The sequence below is a fragment of the Gluconobacter sp. OJB genome (assembly GCF_039638275.1).
GTDB lineage: Bacteria > Pseudomonadota > Alphaproteobacteria > Acetobacterales > Acetobacteraceae > Gluconobacter > Gluconobacter cerevisiae.
On the sequence record NZ_JBDIWH010000001.1, the window covers coordinates 1243615 to 1260018 of the forward strand.

At 60.8% G+C, this 16404-nt stretch carries 13 protein-coding genes; 8 read left to right on the top strand and 5 right to left on the bottom strand.

The window, feature by feature from the left end:
- Positions 1 to 2 precede the first annotated feature (2 nt).
- A complete protein-coding gene (locus ABDK74_RS05790; RefSeq protein ID WP_346003072.1) occupies positions 3 to 944 on the top strand; it encodes a hypothetical protein in 942 nt (313 codons plus the stop codon).
- A gap of 21 nt (positions 945 to 965) precedes the next feature.
- On the opposite strand, the gene ABDK74_RS05795 is transcribed toward ABDK74_RS05790, so the two are convergent.
- Both ABDK74_RS05795 and ABDK74_RS05800 read right to left on the bottom strand, forming a co-directional pair.
- Positions 966 to 2498: an ABC transporter substrate-binding protein/permease gene (locus tag ABDK74_RS05795; protein ID WP_346004172.1), complete on the bottom strand. Its 1533-nt coding sequence runs from the start codon at positions 2496 to 2498 to the stop codon at positions 966 to 968.
- Positions 2498 to 3244 carry an amino acid ABC transporter ATP-binding protein gene (locus ABDK74_RS05800; protein WP_194254157.1) on the bottom strand — a complete coding sequence of 249 codons (747 nt, stop codon included), beginning with the start codon at positions 3242 to 3244 and terminating at the stop codon, positions 2498 to 2500. Before ABDK74_RS05800 ends, ABDK74_RS05795 begins: the two co-directional genes overlap by 1 nt.
- Positions 3245 to 3493: 249 nt before the next feature.
- On the opposite strand from ABDK74_RS05800, the gene ccmA reads away from it, so the two are divergent.
- From ccmA to ABDK74_RS05815, 3 genes are all read left to right on the top strand, one after another.
- Complete coding sequence (ccmA, locus tag ABDK74_RS05805; protein WP_346003073.1) at positions 3494 to 4129, top strand: heme ABC exporter ATP-binding protein CcmA; 636 nt, start codon at positions 3494 to 3496, stop codon at positions 4127 to 4129.
- Complete coding sequence (ccmB, locus tag ABDK74_RS05810; protein WP_346003074.1) at positions 4126 to 4791, top strand: heme exporter protein CcmB; 666 nt, start codon at positions 4126 to 4128, stop codon at positions 4789 to 4791. Before ccmA ends, ccmB begins: the two co-directional genes overlap by 4 nt.
- Before the next feature lie 103 nt (positions 4792 to 4894).
- Positions 4895 to 8215 (top strand): S41 family peptidase, encoded by a 3321-nt coding sequence (locus ABDK74_RS05815; RefSeq protein WP_346003075.1) that lies wholly within the window; start codon positions 4895 to 4897, stop codon positions 8213 to 8215.
- A gap of 335 nt (positions 8216 to 8550) precedes the next feature.
- Here ABDK74_RS05815 and ABDK74_RS05820 read toward each other — a convergent pair whose 3' ends face one another.
- Positions 8551 to 9099 (bottom strand): cytochrome b, encoded by a 549-nt coding sequence (locus tag ABDK74_RS05820; protein ID WP_346003076.1) that lies wholly within the window; start codon positions 9097 to 9099, stop codon positions 8551 to 8553.
- 144 nt (positions 9100 to 9243) lie between these two features.
- Here ABDK74_RS05820 and ABDK74_RS05825 point away from each other — a divergent pair, with 144 nt between their 5' ends.
- Positions 9244 to 9822: a YqaA family protein gene (locus tag ABDK74_RS05825; protein ID WP_346004173.1), complete on the top strand. Its 579-nt coding sequence runs from the start codon at positions 9244 to 9246 to the stop codon at positions 9820 to 9822.
- 63 nt (positions 9823 to 9885) lie between these two features.
- Here the strand turns inward: ABDK74_RS05825 and ABDK74_RS05830 are convergent, their stop codons facing one another.
- Both ABDK74_RS05830 and ABDK74_RS05835 read right to left on the bottom strand, forming a co-directional pair.
- On the bottom strand, positions 9886 to 11850 hold the full coding sequence (locus tag ABDK74_RS05830; protein ID WP_346003077.1) for a transglycosylase SLT domain-containing protein: 1965 nt from the start codon (positions 11848 to 11850) through the stop codon (positions 9886 to 9888).
- 182 nt (positions 11851 to 12032) lie between these two features.
- On the bottom strand, positions 12033 to 12890 hold the full coding sequence (locus ABDK74_RS05835; RefSeq protein ID WP_346003078.1) for a uracil-DNA glycosylase: 858 nt from the start codon (positions 12888 to 12890) through the stop codon (positions 12033 to 12035).
- A gap of 99 nt (positions 12891 to 12989) precedes the next feature.
- On the opposite strand from ABDK74_RS05835, the gene ABDK74_RS05840 reads away from it, so the two are divergent.
- Genes ABDK74_RS05840 through ABDK74_RS05850 form a run of 3 tightly spaced genes read left to right on the top strand, consistent with a single transcriptional unit; the run spans position 12990 to position 16104 of the window.
- Complete coding sequence (locus ABDK74_RS05840; RefSeq protein ID WP_346003079.1) at positions 12990 to 14765, top strand: tetratricopeptide repeat protein; 1776 nt, start codon at positions 12990 to 12992, stop codon at positions 14763 to 14765.
- Positions 14762 to 15676, top strand: coding sequence for a 4-(cytidine 5'-diphospho)-2-C-methyl-D-erythritol kinase (locus ABDK74_RS05845; RefSeq protein WP_346003080.1), 915 nt, complete (start codon positions 14762 to 14764; stop codon positions 15674 to 15676). Before ABDK74_RS05840 ends, ABDK74_RS05845 begins: the two co-directional genes overlap by 4 nt.
- Before the next feature lie 32 nt (positions 15677 to 15708).
- The gene (locus ABDK74_RS05850) at positions 15709 to 16104 is read left to right on the top strand and encodes a hypothetical protein (protein WP_346003081.1); all 396 of its coding nucleotides are present in this window, start codon (positions 15709 to 15711) and stop codon (positions 16102 to 16104) included.
- Positions 16105 to 16404: the final 300 nt, after the last annotated feature.

Sequence of the window (16404 nt, forward strand, 5' to 3'; positions counted from 1 at the left end):
CCATGACGGCATTTGGACGGCTCTGGGGACGCGCACCACTATGGCGCACCAGCGTGATCGTAACACTGGGCGCGCTGGGCATGGCTGCCTTTTACCCTACCCCGGCGCTCAAAAAAGCCATGCCCTGGCTTCCTGGGAGTGCGCCAGGAGCAGCACGGAATAACTCGGGTTTCGGCGCATCACAGTCGGACGGGCAGGAGATGCAGCCCGGCGACGCGTCCAATCTTGGCGACCAGGTTGCTGTTCCCGATCCGGGGATCGTCGAGCATGGCAGCATCGCCATTGCCGGACGCATCCTCCCGCTTCCGGCCGGAGACTGGCACCCGATCCTGACCTCCCGGAGTGGCGCCCATGGCGAAATCTCCCAGCAGGTTCTGGCCCGGACCGATCGCGGAGTCGTCTCGGGCGTCATCGTCGTACGCTCCACGCAGCAGCCTGTCCCGGCAGATCTGGCCGAACAGCTCGAAACGCCCTGCCATGACGATCGCAACTACGCGGCCCATATTTTGGATAAACCAGACGTCTCGCAGGAATGCAGCTACACCGGCAATGCCGTCCTTGAAAACCAGAGCGTCAGCAGCGACCCATTCATCACGGCGGCATTTAACCGAATGCATACGCTGGGCTTTCCAATCCCGAACCTGATGATCAATATGGGTTGGTATTATGCTGCAGCGGCCGGCAATGGCATGGCTCACATCGAAACGGTCGAGACGCTGGTCGCCCCCATTGAACGCGGATCACGCCAGCTTCTGGCGCCCCAACAATACTGGAGCAAGGCTTCGGTACATAAAAATCCCGAAGCTTCCCAGTTTATCGACGCGCTGGACCGGTGGATGATCGGCTGGTCGCGGGTACTGCGTCAGGGATTTGACGGAACGCTGGATACGGCAACGCTCGTGCCCCCGCTCATCAACGATCCGTCCGCACCTCAGCCATCCTGAACGGGACCGGACATCACACTCTCAGTGGTGCCCGGCTCCAGAAAAACCACGCCCCAGCCGCCGCTCCGCCATCCGCGCCAGCCGCACGAACGGCAGGCCGAGCAGCAGATACGCCATGCCGACCATGATCCCCGTTCCGAAATAATCGTAATAGGTCGAGGACAGCCGCACATAGGTCTGGCTCAGCTCCGTCAACGTAATGACGGAAACGAGCGAACTGTCCTTGAGCAGCGAAATGAAATCGTTGGTCATGACTGGCACGACCGTCCGGAACGCCTGCGGCACGATCACCAGCCGCAACGCTTGCCAGTGCGTCATGTTGAGTGCAATCGCCGCTTCCATCTGCCCGCGCTGAACGGAAAGAAGCCCGGCACGGTAGTTTTCCGCCTCATAGGCCGCATAATTCAGACCCAGCGAAATCACACCCGCCACGAAAGGCGACAAGCGGATTCCGAAGGCGGGCAGCCCATAGAAAATGAACAGCACCTGAATCAGAAGCGGCGTCCCGCGCACGACCTCGACATAGATCCCCGCGACAAAGCGCAGCGGAGCAGGCCCATAATGCCGGGCCAGCGCAAGCAGAAGCCCCAGCGCCACAGCCAGAACCATGGCCAGCGCCGAAACCGCAAGGGTCATCAACGCCGCCTGCCCGATCAACGGCAGGAAACTCACATAACGCCGCATCAGAACACGCCAACCACTGCCGGTCGTGTTCGCCATGGCCTCCTGATACCGGTTCCATTCCGTCGGCGCGATATCCGGATGGCTGTTGTCGCCCGTATAGTTCGCCATCAGCGGCGTCCACAGGTTCCAGCGCGCCAGAATGCGATGCAGCGTTCCGTCCTTGATGACCTCGCCGAGCGCCGCATCCACCTGGTCGCGCAGTTCCCGGTTTTCCGGCGAGAACGCGATCCCATATTCCATGCTGCCGATCGGCTCGCCCACGAGCTTCATGTCCGGCGAGATACTGCCATAATAAAGTGCAATCGGCGCATCCAGCAGGATCGCATCCAGCCGCCCGTTCCGCAGATCCGAGAACGCATTCGTCTCTTCTTCATAGGACCGGACGTTCGAACCACCCTGCCGACGCAGCATCCGCTCGGCCGTGGTGTCCTTGATTGTCCCGACGGTATGACCCTTGAGGGCTTCCATCGTATCCAGCCCGGTCTGATCATGCCGGACGATGATCCGCTCGCTCGTGACATAATAAGGACGTGAGAACAGAACGGCCGCCTTGTGCTCCGGCGTCATTTCGATGCCGTCCAGCACCATGCCATACAGCCCGCGGGACAGACCGGGAATCAGACCATCCCAGTCATTTTGGATAAACTTCGCCTTACGGTGCATCCGCTCCGCGATCGCATCGGCCAGATCGTATTCAAAGCCGGTCATTCGCGATTCATGAGCGGGATCATGAAAAACGTAAGGCACGTTCGCCTCACCATCCGAAGCCCAGAGTAACTCCTGCGGTGCAGCAACCGGAGGCGTATCCGCCAGCGCAAACGATACGGGACTGACCGCAAGAGCCAGCACCAGCGCAAAAAATTTCTTCATCACAGCAAGGTCCGCAGGAACTGGCGTGTCCGTCCCTCCCGGGGGTTGGCGAACATCAGGTCCGGATCACCGCTTTCAACAATTTCTCCGCCCTCCACAAAGAGAACGCGGTCAGAGGCGGCGCGTGCAAAGCGCATGTCATGCGTCACCACAAGCTGCGTCATGCCATCATCGTCCAGCGCTCGCATCACGGACAGGACTTCCTCGGAAAGCTCGGGGTCGAGCGCGGAAGTCGGCTCGTCATACAGCATGACGGACGGCTTCATCGCGAGCGCGCGCGCAATGGCCGCGCGCTGTTTCTGCCCGCCCGAAAGACTGTCCGGATAGCGATCCTTGGTCGCGGCAAGACCGACCTTTTCCAGAAGCTCGCAGGCAATGGACTGCGCCTCGTCACGGGACATCTTCTTGACTTGGATCGGGGCCATCATGACATTGTCGAGCACCGTACGATGGGGAAACAGGTTGAAGGCCTGAAACACCATCCCGACATGCGCGCGCAGCTTATGGGCCTCGGCCTCATTGGCGCGGCTCCAGTGCTTCCCCGCGCGCGCGACCGTCACATCCTCGATCCGGACAGAACCCGCATCCGGATGTTCCAGAAAATTGAGGCAGCGCAGGAACGTGGATTTTCCACATCCCGAAGGTCCGATCATCGAGATCAGCTCCCCACGCTCCACATCGAGCGACAGGCCCTTCAGAACCTCGTTCCCACCAAAAGACTTGGCGATACCACTCGCCTGTAGCACCAGATCAGCCAGTTCCGGAAACCCTTGAAAAAAGACACACGATCACACGACCGTGCAGCCCTCTTAACGGACCTGAGCACGGGTATCGAGACCTTAATGCAGCTCATGGCACAATTCATACGATCATCACATTCCGCCTTGCCCACGCGCAGACGCCACACCAACCCTTGCGAAGGACGCCCGCAGGGTCTCTAAAACAAAAAGACACACACACCGGGACAGAACCGAACCCCGCGCATGAGACCCTCGATGACCACCCCGTCTGATTTTCCGTCCCCTCCCACGCCCGACCGTCTGCTTGATGTCGAGGACGTCACGGTGTTCCGTGGAGACCGTCTGGTGCTCGACGGGGTCTCCCTGACGCTGGACGCCGGGGATGCCATGATCCTGACGGGGCCGAACGGAGCTGGGAAATCCACCCTTCTGCGTATGATCTCCGGCCTGCGCCGTCCCGATTCAGGGGACGTCATCCGTTATGGCGCCCTCGCCTGGCTCGGCCATCAGGATGCCCTCAAACCGGGTCTGACACTGGCGCAGAACCTTGCTCTGGCCGAGAAACTCGGAACAACCAGCCTCTCCGACGCGCTCGACGCGCTCGACCTCACACATCTGACCGATCTTCCGGCCCGGCTCCTGTCCTCGGGGCAAAAACGCCGCGCGGCCTTTGCCCGCGTCATGCTGTCTGGCGCCCCGCTCTGGCTTCTCGACGAACCGACGGTCGGACTGGATGTCGCCAGTATCGAGCGCCTCGGTGCCCTCATGGCCGCCCATCGCGCAAAGGGCGGTGCGATGATCGTCACGACGCATGTGCCGCTTCCCCTCGACAACACCCGCTCGCACGAACTGCCCTCGCTCGCGCATGCGGACTCCTTCTGGCTGTCATGACCGCTTTTATTGCCCTGATCGACCGTGACCTCCGTCTGGCTTTCCGCTTCGGCGCCGACACGCTGGCCTCGCTGCTTTTCTTTATATTATGTGGCAGCCTGTTCCCGCTCGCCCTTGGCCCTTCGCCCGACCTGCTACGTCATATGGGACCGGGCATCATCTGGGTCTGCGCACTGCTAGCCTGTCTTCTGCCGCTGGACCGCCTGTTCGGAGCCGAACTTGAAGACGGTTCCCTCGATCTGCTGATGCTGACCGGCCCGGCCCCTGCCGCCGTGGCTTTCGCCAAGATGGCTGCCCACTGGCTGACGACCGGCCTGCCTTTGCTGATTGCAAGCATCCCGCTCGGCATCATGCTGGGCATCAAAGGTTCTGAACTGCCTCTCCTGCTGGCCGGTCTTGCGATGGGCACGATGTCCCTTTCGCTTCTGGGCGGCATGGCAGCCTCAATCGTGCTTGGCGCGCGGCGTGGTGGCGTTCTGCTCCCGCTGCTCGTTCTGCCACTGGCAACGCCCATCCTGATATTTGGTGCGGCCTCGTCCTACGCCGGGCAACTCGCCACATCCCCCGCCGCCAGTCTGGATCTGCTGGGAGCGTGCCTTTTCGCCTGCCTGCCGCTGTGCCCCCTCGCCGCCGGGCAAGGCCTCAAGGCCGCCGTGGGATAAGAGAAATGTTATATCTTAACAGGATGTCATCGGAGGGCCTTTGACGCGATGACACCTTTATGAAACGACTGGGACATAATCGTTTCATATCGGGATCATCATCATGCCCCAACGCCCCTCTCTCAGAAGCTCCCTCCTGTCCTGCGCAGCCCTGATGGGGCTGGGTCTCGGTGTCGCGCAGGCCGAGCCGGGCTATCTGCGCGAACCTTCCATCTCCGGCCAGACCGTCCTGTTCAACGCCGAACAGTCCGTCTGGAGCGTTCCCCTCGCAGGCGGCCAGGCCCAGCGCCTGACGACCGTGCCGCAGGGCGCCAACGCCATCGACCCGCACCCCGTCATTTCCCCCGACGGCACCCAGATCGCCTTCGCCGCCAATTTCGACGGCCCGACCGAAATCTACGTCATGCCCCGCAATGGTGGCACGCCGCGCCGTCTGACATTCGAGAACGTCGCCCGCCTGAAGATCATCGGTTGGGACGCACATGCCGGAGTGCTCTATGCCAGCCCTGCCGCAACCGGCCCCTATTACAGCCAAACCGTTTCGGCCATAGATCCGAAAACCGGCGCAACACGCATCTTCCCGCTTTCCGGCGCGAACGATGCCGCTCTCAGCCCGGACGGACACTGGCTTTACGCCGTCCGCTTTGGCCTCGCCACGACCGGCGATCATATGCGCGCCTATCGCGGGGGCGCCCTATCCCAGCTCTGGCGCTTCGATCTTCAGAACGGCAAGGAAGCCGAGCGCATCGGCACACATGACGCTAACCTGATCCGCCCGATGCCCTGGCGTGACCGCCTGATCGTCATTTCCGACGAGAACGGGCGCTACAACCTGTGGAGCCTCGCCACCGACGGCTCGGACGCGAAGCAGCTCACCCATTTCACGGATTACAGCGTCCTCGAAGCCGCCATTTCCGGCGATCACATCGTCTTCCGTAAAGGCGCCGACCTGTTCGATTTCAATCTGGCCAGCGGTGAAACCACGCCCGTCAAGGTGGACCTGACCTCCGACAACCTGCCCCGCAGCCCGTACTGGCTGGAAAAGCCGACCCGCTTCCTGACGTCTTCGACCATTTCGCCACAGGGGGACGCCGCCGCCTTCACCATGCGCGGTCATGTCGTGGTCGCCGGGGCCTCGCCCCGCCGCGTCGTCGTCCTCGCCACACCCGATAATGTGCGCCTGCGTCTGGCCCAGATCACGCCGGACGGCAAATCCGTCATCGCCTTTAGCGATGTGGGCGGCGATTCCGCCCTATGGCGCTTTGCTGCCGACGGCAGCGGCAAGGGCGAGGCCATCACCCAGCCCTCATCCACCGAACCTGTGTCCCTATCCCTCTCGCCGGATGGCAAATACGCCACCCATACCGACCTTCTGGGCCGCCTCTGGCTGACGGACCTATCCACCAAGGCCGACAAGCTGGTCGACAATGCCACCGTGGACGGCACTAATGTCTTTGACTCCGTCTCATGGTCCCCGGATGGACATGTCCTGGCCTATGTCCGCACACGCGGCACGAACCTGCGTCGCCAGATCGCCCTTTACGTCCCCGCCACCGGCCAGTCGAACTGGGTGACGGACGGGCGCTATGAATCCTATACGCCCAGCTTCTCCCCGGACGGAAAATGGCTGTGGTTCCTGTCAGACCGCACGTTCTCGCTCGCCAACGGCTCGCCTTGGGGAGACCGTAATATCGGACCGGCCTTCCCGAAGCGGACCGGACTTTATGCCCTCGCCCTTCAGTCCGGCGAACGCTTCCCGTTCCAGCCCGCAACTGAACTGGACCCGACGGACAAGAAGCCCGACGCCGATAAAAAGGACGACAAGAAGAAAGACGGCGACAAGAAAAAATCCCTTCCCGCCATCGAATGGGCTGGGATCACCACACGTCTCTATCAGGCGCCCGTCCCGGCTGGAGACTATGAAGGCCTCGGCGTCTCTGACGACTATCTTTTCACGATCGACAATTCCGGCTCAGGCGACGGTCCGGGCGATCTGAAGTCGATCCATATCGACAATAACGAGCATAAAATCGAAACCTACGCCGCCAAGATTTCGGATTTCGACATCACCCCGGACGGCAAGACCCTGCTGACCCTCAGCCGTCGCGGTAAGAACGCGCCGGAACTGCTCCTGACGCCCACTGGCGAGAAGCAGCCCAAGGAACTGGACGGCAAAAAGATCGAGCTTGATCATCTGCGTCTGCGGATCGACCCCGGACAGGAATGGTCGGACGAATTCGTGGACGCCTGGCGCCTGCACCGCGACCACTATTATGACCGTGACCTGCACGGCGTGGACTGGAAAGCCGTACGCGCCCATTTCGCCCCGTTCGTGGACCGTCTTGGAGACCGTGCAGATCTCGACGATCTGCTCGGCCAGATGGTTGCGGAAATCGGCGCGATGCACTCGCAGCTCCATGCGCCCACGACATTCGACCAGCCCGCTTCCAGCCTCATTGCAGGCCTCGGCGCGCATCTGACGCATGAGGACAAAGGCTTTCGGATAGACCACATCTATCAGGGCGACCGCGACCTCCCCGATCAGCAGTCCCCGCTGGCCGCTCCCGGCGTGGACGCCCGGAACGGCGATCTCATCACCGCAATCAACGGCCAGCCGACCGCAGGACAGCCTGACCTCGGCTCCCTTCTTGCCGATCAGGCCGGAAAGCAGGTTCTTCTGACGCTCTCGCGCGGCGGGAAAGACCACAAGATCATCGTGACGCCCGTCTCTTATATGAAGGAGCGTGATTTGCGCGCGCGGGATTGGGAGGTCAGCCGCGCGGATATCGTCGATCGCGCCAGCCACGGCCGCGTCGGTTATCTGCATCTGCAATCCATGGTCGGTGACGACATGGAAGCATTTGCCCGCGAGTTCTATGCCAATATCGACAAGGACGGCCTGATCGTGGACGTCCGCGGCAACACGGGCGGCAATATTGACAGCTGGGTCCTCACTCAACTCATGCGTCGCCCGTGGATGTTCTGGGGTCGCTACGGCAACGCGCCGTCGGTGGACATGCAGCAATCTTTTCAGGGGCGTCTGATCGTTCTGTCCGATGAAATGACCTACTCGGACGGGGAGACCTTCTCGCAAGGCATTAAATCCCTGCATATCGCTCCACTTCTCGGAGAGCGTACCGCAGGCGCGGGCGTCTGGCTCTCGGACGGAGACCGCCTGATCGACAACGGTAATGCCCGCACGGCCGAAAATCCGTATTTTGACCTGAACGGACAGTGGCTGGTCGAGAACAAAGGTGTCTCTCCGGACATCGAGGTTGAGAACATGCCGGTCGCCACCTTCAACGGACAAGACCAGCAGCTCGACGCCGCCCTCACATGGCTGCGCAAGGATATGGCCGACCATCCGCGCCCAACCCTGAAACCCGCTCCCTTCCCGGCCCAGCAGCCCGCCGCGCCACGTTGATTCAGAGAGCCCCTGACGGACTGGCAAACAGCTGGTCCGTCAGGATGCGGAAAAATGCCGGAGCCTTACGACCGTCAGATCTGTCGATAACGCAACAGAAGGCACACCCAAGATAATGATGAAATTTTCGCTGTGGGTTTTAGTAGTAACTACTATTCTTATTTTCGCATATATATTATATAATTATAGAACCATATTTTTAAATAAAAATAAAATTAGCGGATTTATTTTGTCTTTAATTGTTATTTCATTATTTTTAATTATGTTTTATATTTTCTATGTTATTTTCTTTATTATATTCACGCTCTAACGAGCATACCGTACAGAGATCATCCTCAGAGCATCCGATCCATGACTGTATCCTTACGGCTATAGCGATGCAGCAGTGCTGCGATCACGTGTCCAGCAATCAAGATACCTAAAATCCATGCCGAGAACTGGTGCAGCACATTCACCAGCGGCACGAAAACGGGTGCCTTATGCGCCAGCGGCGGCAGATCGACGATCCACAGCATCGGGATCGGCAGGCCATGAACAGAACTCCGCACCCAACCCGTCAGCGGTACAACAAGCATCATCGCATAGAGGCCAAAATGCCCGACCTGCACCGCCAGATGCTCTTCTTCGGGAATATCCGATGACATTGCAGGCGGCCGGTGCGTCGCCCGCCAGACAAGCCGCAGAACCGTCAGGATGATGATGAACGGTCCAATTTCCTTGTGGATCAGCAGCAGGAGTGCCTTCTGGGGCGTTGCTGCATGCGGCATGATCCGCCCCACATAAAACCCCAGCAGCCACAGCGGAATGATGATCGCCGCCATACCCCAGTGGAACAGTCTGGCCACAAGAAAATAACGCTGAAACGGCGCAGGGGTGTTGTTCATGAAACGGCAATACTCCGAAAGAACGGTTCCATGTCCTATAGCCGTTCGTTTACCGAAACACATGTTGCACAGAGTTACGGATTTGCAAGCTCCCGCAGGCCGGGTAGGACAGTACGCACGTTCTTACAGGAATATCAGACCACCATGCTGACACTGCTCTACACTCGCATCACTGAACTGGCCGCCTCTCCGCGTGCCGTCTGGTGGCTGATCGTTGTCGCCGTGGCGGAATCTTCCGTGTTTCCACTCCCCGTGGATCTGATGCTCGTGCCTATGCTGCTCGCCAATCGTGAGCGGGCATGGTTTCTGGCTTTTGTCTGCACGACCGCCAGCGTCGTAGGCGGTCTGATCGGCTGGCTCCTCGGGGCCTTCCTGATGAAGCATATCGGCATGCCGATCGCGCATTTCTATCACGCCGACCAGCGCATCCTGAACCTGGAAGCCATGTTCCGCCGCTATGGCGTCTGGATCATCCTCGCCAAAGGCCTGACCCCGCTTCCCTACAAATTCGTCACGCTCGCGGCAGGGGCAGCGCATTTCCCGCTGCTTCCGTTCATTGCCGCAAGCGTCGTCACCCGGGGCGCACGCTTCTTTCTCGAAGCCGCTCTGCTTCGCGCTTTCGGAGAGCCCATCCGCGATTTCATCGAAAAGCGTCTAGCGCTCGTCTTGTTCGGCGCCCTGATCCTGATCGCAGGCGGCATCGCCCTGATCGAATTTCTTTAAGAAGTCAGCACATAAAAAAGCCCGGCACTCGCGCCGGACTTTTTTATGTGAAGGTCGAGCCCCTCAGTTCAGGGCCATACGCTCATGCGCCATGGCCTGCTCTTCACCAAAAGACGGCCATTCCGAGCGCGTCAGCGCCTTCAGGGACGGAGACGGCAGACCCATGCGGTGCGCATACAGCCACGTATAGGTCAGGGCGCGATGGACATAATCGCGCGTCTCATTATTCGGCAGCGTTTCCATGAAGAACAGCGGATCATGCATGTCCGCCTTCTGCGCGCCTTCCCAGCGCGCAATCGCCCCCGGCCCAGCGTTATAGGACGCTAGAACCCGAACCAGATCGCCACCTTCGGGAGGTGTTACCGTCGCAATACGGCTCGACTGGTTCGCCAGATACAGCACATAAAGCTGCCCGATTTCCAGATTGGAAGACGGATTATGCAGACGGCTGACCATATCGGGCGCCACTGGAATCACCGCCACGCCATGCGAATCATACGTCATGTGCGACGTGGTGACGAAGCTCGCCGTCACCGGACGGATCTGCATCAGGCCATGCGCACCAGCCCCTGAAGTCGCCGACGGATCGAAATTGGATTCCACCCGCGTTAGCGCATAGACCAGCGCCGGATTCATCCGAAAACCATGACTGGGCTTCAGGGCAGGTAAAGGTAGTGGCGTCGGCGGCGTCACCTGTGATTCCCGATGCATGACCAGAGAGGCAAGCTGCTCGGACAAATCTTCATAACCTGCCGCCTGAGCCACAAGCTGAAGGGACCGAGAGCGCGCACTGTCCGCCGCCACATCCACCCACATGCGCCGGATCAGGTTTTCGGCCCGCATCCGTTCGCCGATCTGAAGCAGTGCAAAAAGCTGACGACCCTGCGGCAGAGCGCCCACAGCCTCGACGTCAATTTCCGCAAGCACAGGCACTGGATCATGCAGCGTGACCTCAATCCGTCCACCGGGCAGACGCGCATGGCCATGACGTCCAAGTTCCAGCGTCTGGGACGCCAGCATGCCATAGAAGGTTTCGTGATGCGTGGCAGCGCGATGCAGCCACTTCACATAGCCCGCCATATCATGACGACGCCCCTCGGCCCGTGCTGCCCAGAACGCGGCAGCTGCACGGATTTCCAGCGCCGTGACAGGCGCATTGGCCGCAGACTGGAATAGGTCATAGGCCGCCTCGACATGCCCTTCGCGCCAGGCGGCAAGCCCGGCAACATAGGCTGGCAACCCGACCTGCTGGTCTCCACGACCAAATCCCGCACTCGCATTCCGCAAAGCCGCAAGGGTTTCCCCCTGTGACAGCAAACCGAGCGCAATCTCGCCGTAAAGCTGCGCCGCGTAAGGAGCAGTCATCCCCGGTGTGATGTCCACCAAGTGCAAAGCGCTTTCCGCGCCCCGCACACCCGTCAGAGCCCGTTCCTGAACCGTGCGGTCCAGCAGCGGATTGCGGGAAAATGCATGCATCAGCGGGTCAACGGGAACGGCAGTCCCCTTCGCATTGTCAGCCCGCGCATCAGCCGCAAGCGGACGAACGAAAGACTGCGCCTGCACCGTTCCCGGCAGCGCGATTTTCAGCAGGAGTGCCTGAATGTTCGACGCATCAGGCTGGGAAGCATAGTCATGTAGCCATTCCCGAAGCTGTTCGACCGCAGGATGCGCGCCCGGCGCCAGATAGCGTTCGGCCAGTACATCGGGCAGTAGGACGTGATCCGTCAGCAGACGCATCTGCTCCTGAATAATCCGGGAATTGCCTTCGCGCTGGGCCTGAAAGATCAGCCGGTAACGACTGGCCATCGCCGCCGTCAGAGGATGGGGCAGCGACACAACGCCGTCCCCGCCCAAAGACGGCCGGGCTTCGGCAAACGCAGTCTCATCCCCGACCGGTTCCGGCTGGGGAGGAAGGTTGCGTGTGCTGTCAGCACGCGCCGGAGACAGTGAGCCGCCGGCCAGAATCAGTACACTAACGAGCAAAGCCCGGGCGCTACTGCCTGAAATGAAAGGGGGGGTCCTTCGCATAGCAGCGGGTTGCTACCCGCTTTGCAGGGCCTTGGCAAGGAATTGTTAAGTTCTACGCATCCTTGGACTGGGCAATGATATAACCCAACCCTAAAACAATCCAGTGGCAAACACCTGTCATCGCGCGTTTTTTTACGTTTTTCCGAAGTTTTTTAACGATAGAATTTGAACCCGTTTAGTCCTCATTCTTCCGGAGACAGTTTCTCCATCAGAATCAGCAGATCCTGCCAGGCATTCCGCCGCGCAGCCGCACTTGCCCGCAGTTGCAGGGGGTGGCGCATCGGCAGAAGCGGCAACGGAGTCGCAAGCCCCGGCACCGACACGTTTGTCCACCGGCCCCGCATCCGTCCGACAGCGGCATCCGGACCCACCAGCATCTTCAGCGGCGTCACCCCCATCGTCACCAGAAATCCCGGTCGACACAGGGCGATTGTCCGTAACAGAAGCGGAAGACAGGCCTGCATTTCCGCATCGCTCGGCGTTCTTCCGCCGGGCGGACGCCATGGCAGGGCGGGCGCCATCGAAATCCCTCCACGCTCCAGTCCCGCAGACCGCAGCATTTTCTCCAGCAATGCCCCGCCCTCGCCCGCAAACAGTGTGCCGGAACGGTCCTCATCCGCATCAGGCGCCTCACCGATCAGCATAAACGGCGCCCCCTCCACGAAAACCGGCTCCAGCCGATGCGTGGCAGTCCGGGCCAGAAACAGGTCACCCGGTGCTTCAGTCAGGCGCATCAGCGTCGGCAGATCCGGCGCCTCTTCCACCGCCCGCGCAGACAGCCCGCCCACCGACGCACTACCCGCCTTCGCAGGAATCCGACGCACCCCGTCGCCTCCCGAAAAAGCCTCAGGCAAACGTTGCGCAAAGTCCTGCCGCTCCGCGCTGACACGCGGCGGCAGTTGCGGTGTCGCCTCGGCCAGACGATCCACCGGCATTTCACACAGGGCCTCGTCCACACCCCAGTCATACTGGAGCTGAAGCGCGGCCAGCAGATCGGCCCGGCTGAGAACTGCCGACACACTACTGACTGGGGGCGTCATGGTTGATCCGTCCTGATGGCCTCCTGCTCCATCACCACACAGCCCCCGCAGGGATGCCGGTTGGCGTGGAGCCTCAAGAGGGCTAGAGTTTCCTCCATTATGCAGATCACACGCGGCTGGCCCAGATCATTCGAGGAATTTTCCCGCCCGCTCCGTCTGGTGCTCCCCGCCCTTGCGCTGGGCGGTAGCCTGACAGGGAGCGCGCTGGCCGCCTTGCCTCCGGCGGTAAAGCCCACAGTCAACCCGGAAAACTCCCTGACTGGCTGGATGCTGGCCGCCACGGTCATGATGGAACGTGGAGACGTCCCCGCCGCCAATATGGCCCTCTCCCACGCTCTGCCGCTCGCACCACATAACCTTCAGTTACAGCACGACTCCCTGCGCTATGCAGCCATGGCCGGTCATCAGGCCGAAGCCCTCAAGCTCGCCAACGCCCTCCCCGATCAGGGCTCGGGCAGCGATATTGGCACGCTCATTCTCGCGCAGGACGCCTTTGCCCGCCAGGACTGGGCCGCGATGCGCCGCATCCTCACACGCAGCTCCCATCACGGTCCACTCGTCACGATCGCCGCACCTGTTCTGATGGGCTGGAGCCTTGCAGCGGAAGGCCATCCCGACAAGGCCCTGAACCTGCTGGCAGAAGCCGCAGGTCAGCCTGCCACGCGCAGGCTCTATCTTCTGCATGCAGCCATGGTCGCGGAACACCTACCGACACCCCTGCTCGCAGGCCAACTCTATCACCGCACGGGAAGCGCATCCGGAGATCCACTGACTCTCCAGATCCTCTATGCGCAGCTCTATGGCGGCTGGCTGGAACGCCATGGTCATCACAAAGAGGCCAGCGACGCCGTCGCCGCTCTGGGCGTAACCTCTCCGCTGGCCGCACTCGTCATCGGCCCGATCCAGCAGGATCTTCAAAACCTTAAAAAGCCGACGCCAGCGCTTGGCGGGGCCATCCTCAACCTTCAGATGGCCCTTATGATCACGGACGCCATCCAGCAGGATGGTATTCCGCGCGACCCGGCCATCATCGCCCTGCAACAGGCCATTTTCCTGGATCCCGACCTGACAATCGCACGCATTTTTCTGGCTGACACCTTCCGCGAAGCCAACCAGATCACCAGCGGCTTGGCCGAGTTGAACAACATTTCGCCCTCCGATCCCCTCGCGGCCCTGGCCGCACAGGAGCGCATCAACCTTGCCCTGCGCTCAGGAGACCTCGCGCAGGAAGCCGATGCCCTGCACCGCGCGCTCGCCCTGCGTCCCGAAAACCCGGAATTCCTGATCCAGCTTGCCGAAGTCGAAGACCAGCGCGGTCATCATACAGACGCCATCGCACTCTATACCCGCGCCCTCAAAGCCTCCCCGCCCCGCAAGGAAATTCTCTGGCCTATTTTGCTGGGCCGCGCGATGGCCGCTCAGGAAAGCGGCAACTGGCCGATGGTGCAGGACGACATGAAACATGCGCTTGAACTTGCCCCGGACCAGCCCGAAGTCCTGAACTTCGTCGGCTATGCCAATATCGAGCATAACGCCGATCAGGCACAGTCTCTCGCCATGCTGAAAAAAGCCGTCGACCTTCAGCCCACAGACGCCTCCATTCAGGACAGCTACGCTTGGGCCCTTCTCAAATATCGGGCTGACCTCAAAACCGCACTCCCCATGCTGATACAAGCTGCCGAGCACGCACCCGGCGACGCCGAAATCGGCTACCATCTTGGCGTGGCCTATTGGTATCTCGGACGACACACCGAGGCACAGGATCAGTGGAACCAGTCCCTCGACGACAACCCGCAGCCGCAGGATCGCGCCCTTCTCCTTCAGGCGCTCCAGAACGGCGGCCCCCATCTCGCAGCTTTCGAACAGAAACCATGACCTTTTCAGACACACCCCAGGCTACAGCACACGCCAAGATCAACCTGTTCCTGCACATCACGGGCCGACGCGACGACGGATACCACCTGCTCGACAGCCTCGCGGTTTTCGCAGGCGCCGCAGACCGCATCACGCTTGAAGGCCCTGCCGATACGATGTCACTGACGATCAACGGCCCATTTGGCCGAGGACTGGAAGCGGACAGCCAGAATCTGGTCCTGCGCGCCGCCCGCGCGCTCCAAGCCAAAGCTGGCACAGCGTTCAACGGTCTAACCGAATCCTTTCGTCTGAAACTGGAGAAGAACCTGCCCGTGTCTTCAGGCATCGGCGGCGGTTCCACCGATGCGGCAGCAACGCTGCGTCTGCTGGCCTGTGAATGGGACGCGGATCAGAGCATGCTCTTTCCGATCGCCGAGAAACTGGGTGCGGACGTCCCAGTTTGCATCGCGCAGCGTCCGGCCCGGATGCAGGGGATCGGAGAAATCCTCGCTCCTGCTCCGACCCTGCCCGATGCGGGCCTTCTACTCGTCAATCCGGGCGTCGGCGTCTCGACACCGGAAGTTTTCCGGGCCTTTGCCGCAAGTGGGGGCATTACGGAACGGCCCGAAGCCTTCCTGCCCACCCGCTGGAACAGCGCACAGGACATGGTCGCCGACCTGAACACCACAACCAACGACCTTCAGGCCTCGGCCCTGTCGCAATGTCCGGTGATTGGCACGGTTCTGGCATCCATCGGCAGCCTTCCCGATTGCCTTCTCGCGCGCATGAGTGGTTCAGGAGCCACCTGCTTCGGCATTTTCCCCGATCCTGACAGCGCCATAACCGCTGCCCGTATCCTGAACGAACAAAGCGCACGTCTGGGTTGGTGGACATGGGCAGGCGGCTTCCACCACACTGGATCTTCAACCTGATCACACCACAACCGGGCAGGGAGCCGAACATCATGACAGCCCCACGCATGCAGGTCACACGTTCAGAAGACGGCGCAGCGGCCGTCCTGTCTTTTCTTGAAGGCAGCGGCGTTTCGGGCAGTCTTTCCCTCGACGAGGCCCAATTGTCCCAACTGATCACAAGTCTGGGCCTGGCCCATGCGGCCTTGATCGAAAAACGGCCGCCCGCACCGATTGCAGGGGCGCGATTTACGCCCGTTTACACTACGAACTGGGCCCTTCAGATCGATGCCCTGACAGAGGGCTCAATGTTGGCCTTCCAGCATCCGGCTTATGGTCCGGTCGGTGTCGTTTTCGGCCCGCAGGACGTCGAACAGATCATTCGCGGCCTGCAAAAACAGCGCACCATGATCCGATCCAACCCTCAGGATGCCAGCCAACCAAGCTGATCCTTCAGAAAAACTCAACATCTCCTGAACCGACTGACGTATGGGATTCTTCCGCTAACAGGCGCTGGCGGATCTCTCCCAGCGTCAAACGATCCACGACACATCGTTGGACCTGCACAGCCTGCACTCCAGACTCACGGCTCAGCCCTTCACAGCAGGTCGCCAACTGATCCAGAACCTGGGCGATCCTGTCAAAGTCTTGCAACTCAAGTGAATTTTCTCCCAGGAGAGCCTGCAGACAGACTGCCTCCAGTCTTCGTAGTTCCTGAAGACTAACGGTAAGCTGCGCTCCAAGCCCCT

Bases quoted from the DNA above. Each gene is read 5' to 3' on its own strand.
- ABDK74_RS05820 (WP_346003076.1), bottom strand. From the start codon at position 9,099: ATGAACAACACCCCTGCGCCGTTTCAGCGTTATTTTCTTGTGGCCAGA.
- ABDK74_RS05795 (WP_346004172.1), bottom strand. From the start codon at position 2,498: ATGAAGAAATTTTTTGCGCTGGTGCTGGCTCTTGCGGTCAGTCCCGTA.
- ccmA (WP_346003073.1), top strand. From the start codon at position 3,494: ATGACCACCCCGTCTGATTTTCCGTCCCCTCCCACGCCCGACCGTCTG.
- ABDK74_RS05835 (WP_346003078.1), bottom strand. From the start codon at position 12,890: ATGACGCCCCCAGTCAGTAGTGTGTCGGCAGTTCTCAGCCGGGCCGAT.
- ABDK74_RS05840 (WP_346003079.1), top strand. From the start codon at position 12,990: ATGCAGATCACACGCGGCTGGCCCAGATCATTCGAGGAATTTTCCCGC.
- ccmB (WP_346003074.1), top strand. From the start codon at position 4,126: ATGACCGCTTTTATTGCCCTGATCGACCGTGACCTCCGTCTGGCTTTC.
- ABDK74_RS05845 (WP_346003080.1), top strand. From the start codon at position 14,762: ATGACCTTTTCAGACACACCCCAGGCTACAGCACACGCCAAGATCAAC.
- ABDK74_RS05815 (WP_346003075.1), top strand. From the start codon at position 4,895: ATGCCCCAACGCCCCTCTCTCAGAAGCTCCCTCCTGTCCTGCGCAGCC.
- ABDK74_RS05850 (WP_346003081.1), top strand. From the start codon at position 15,709: ATGACAGCCCCACGCATGCAGGTCACACGTTCAGAAGACGGCGCAGCG.
- ABDK74_RS05790 (WP_346003072.1), top strand. From the start codon at position 3: ATGACGGCATTTGGACGGCTCTGGGGACGCGCACCACTATGGCGCACC.
- ABDK74_RS05825 (WP_346004173.1), top strand. From the start codon at position 9,244: ATGCTGACACTGCTCTACACTCGCATCACTGAACTGGCCGCCTCTCCG.
- ABDK74_RS05830 (WP_346003077.1), bottom strand. From the start codon at position 11,850: ATGCGAAGGACCCCCCCTTTCATTTCAGGCAGTAGCGCCCGGGCTTTG.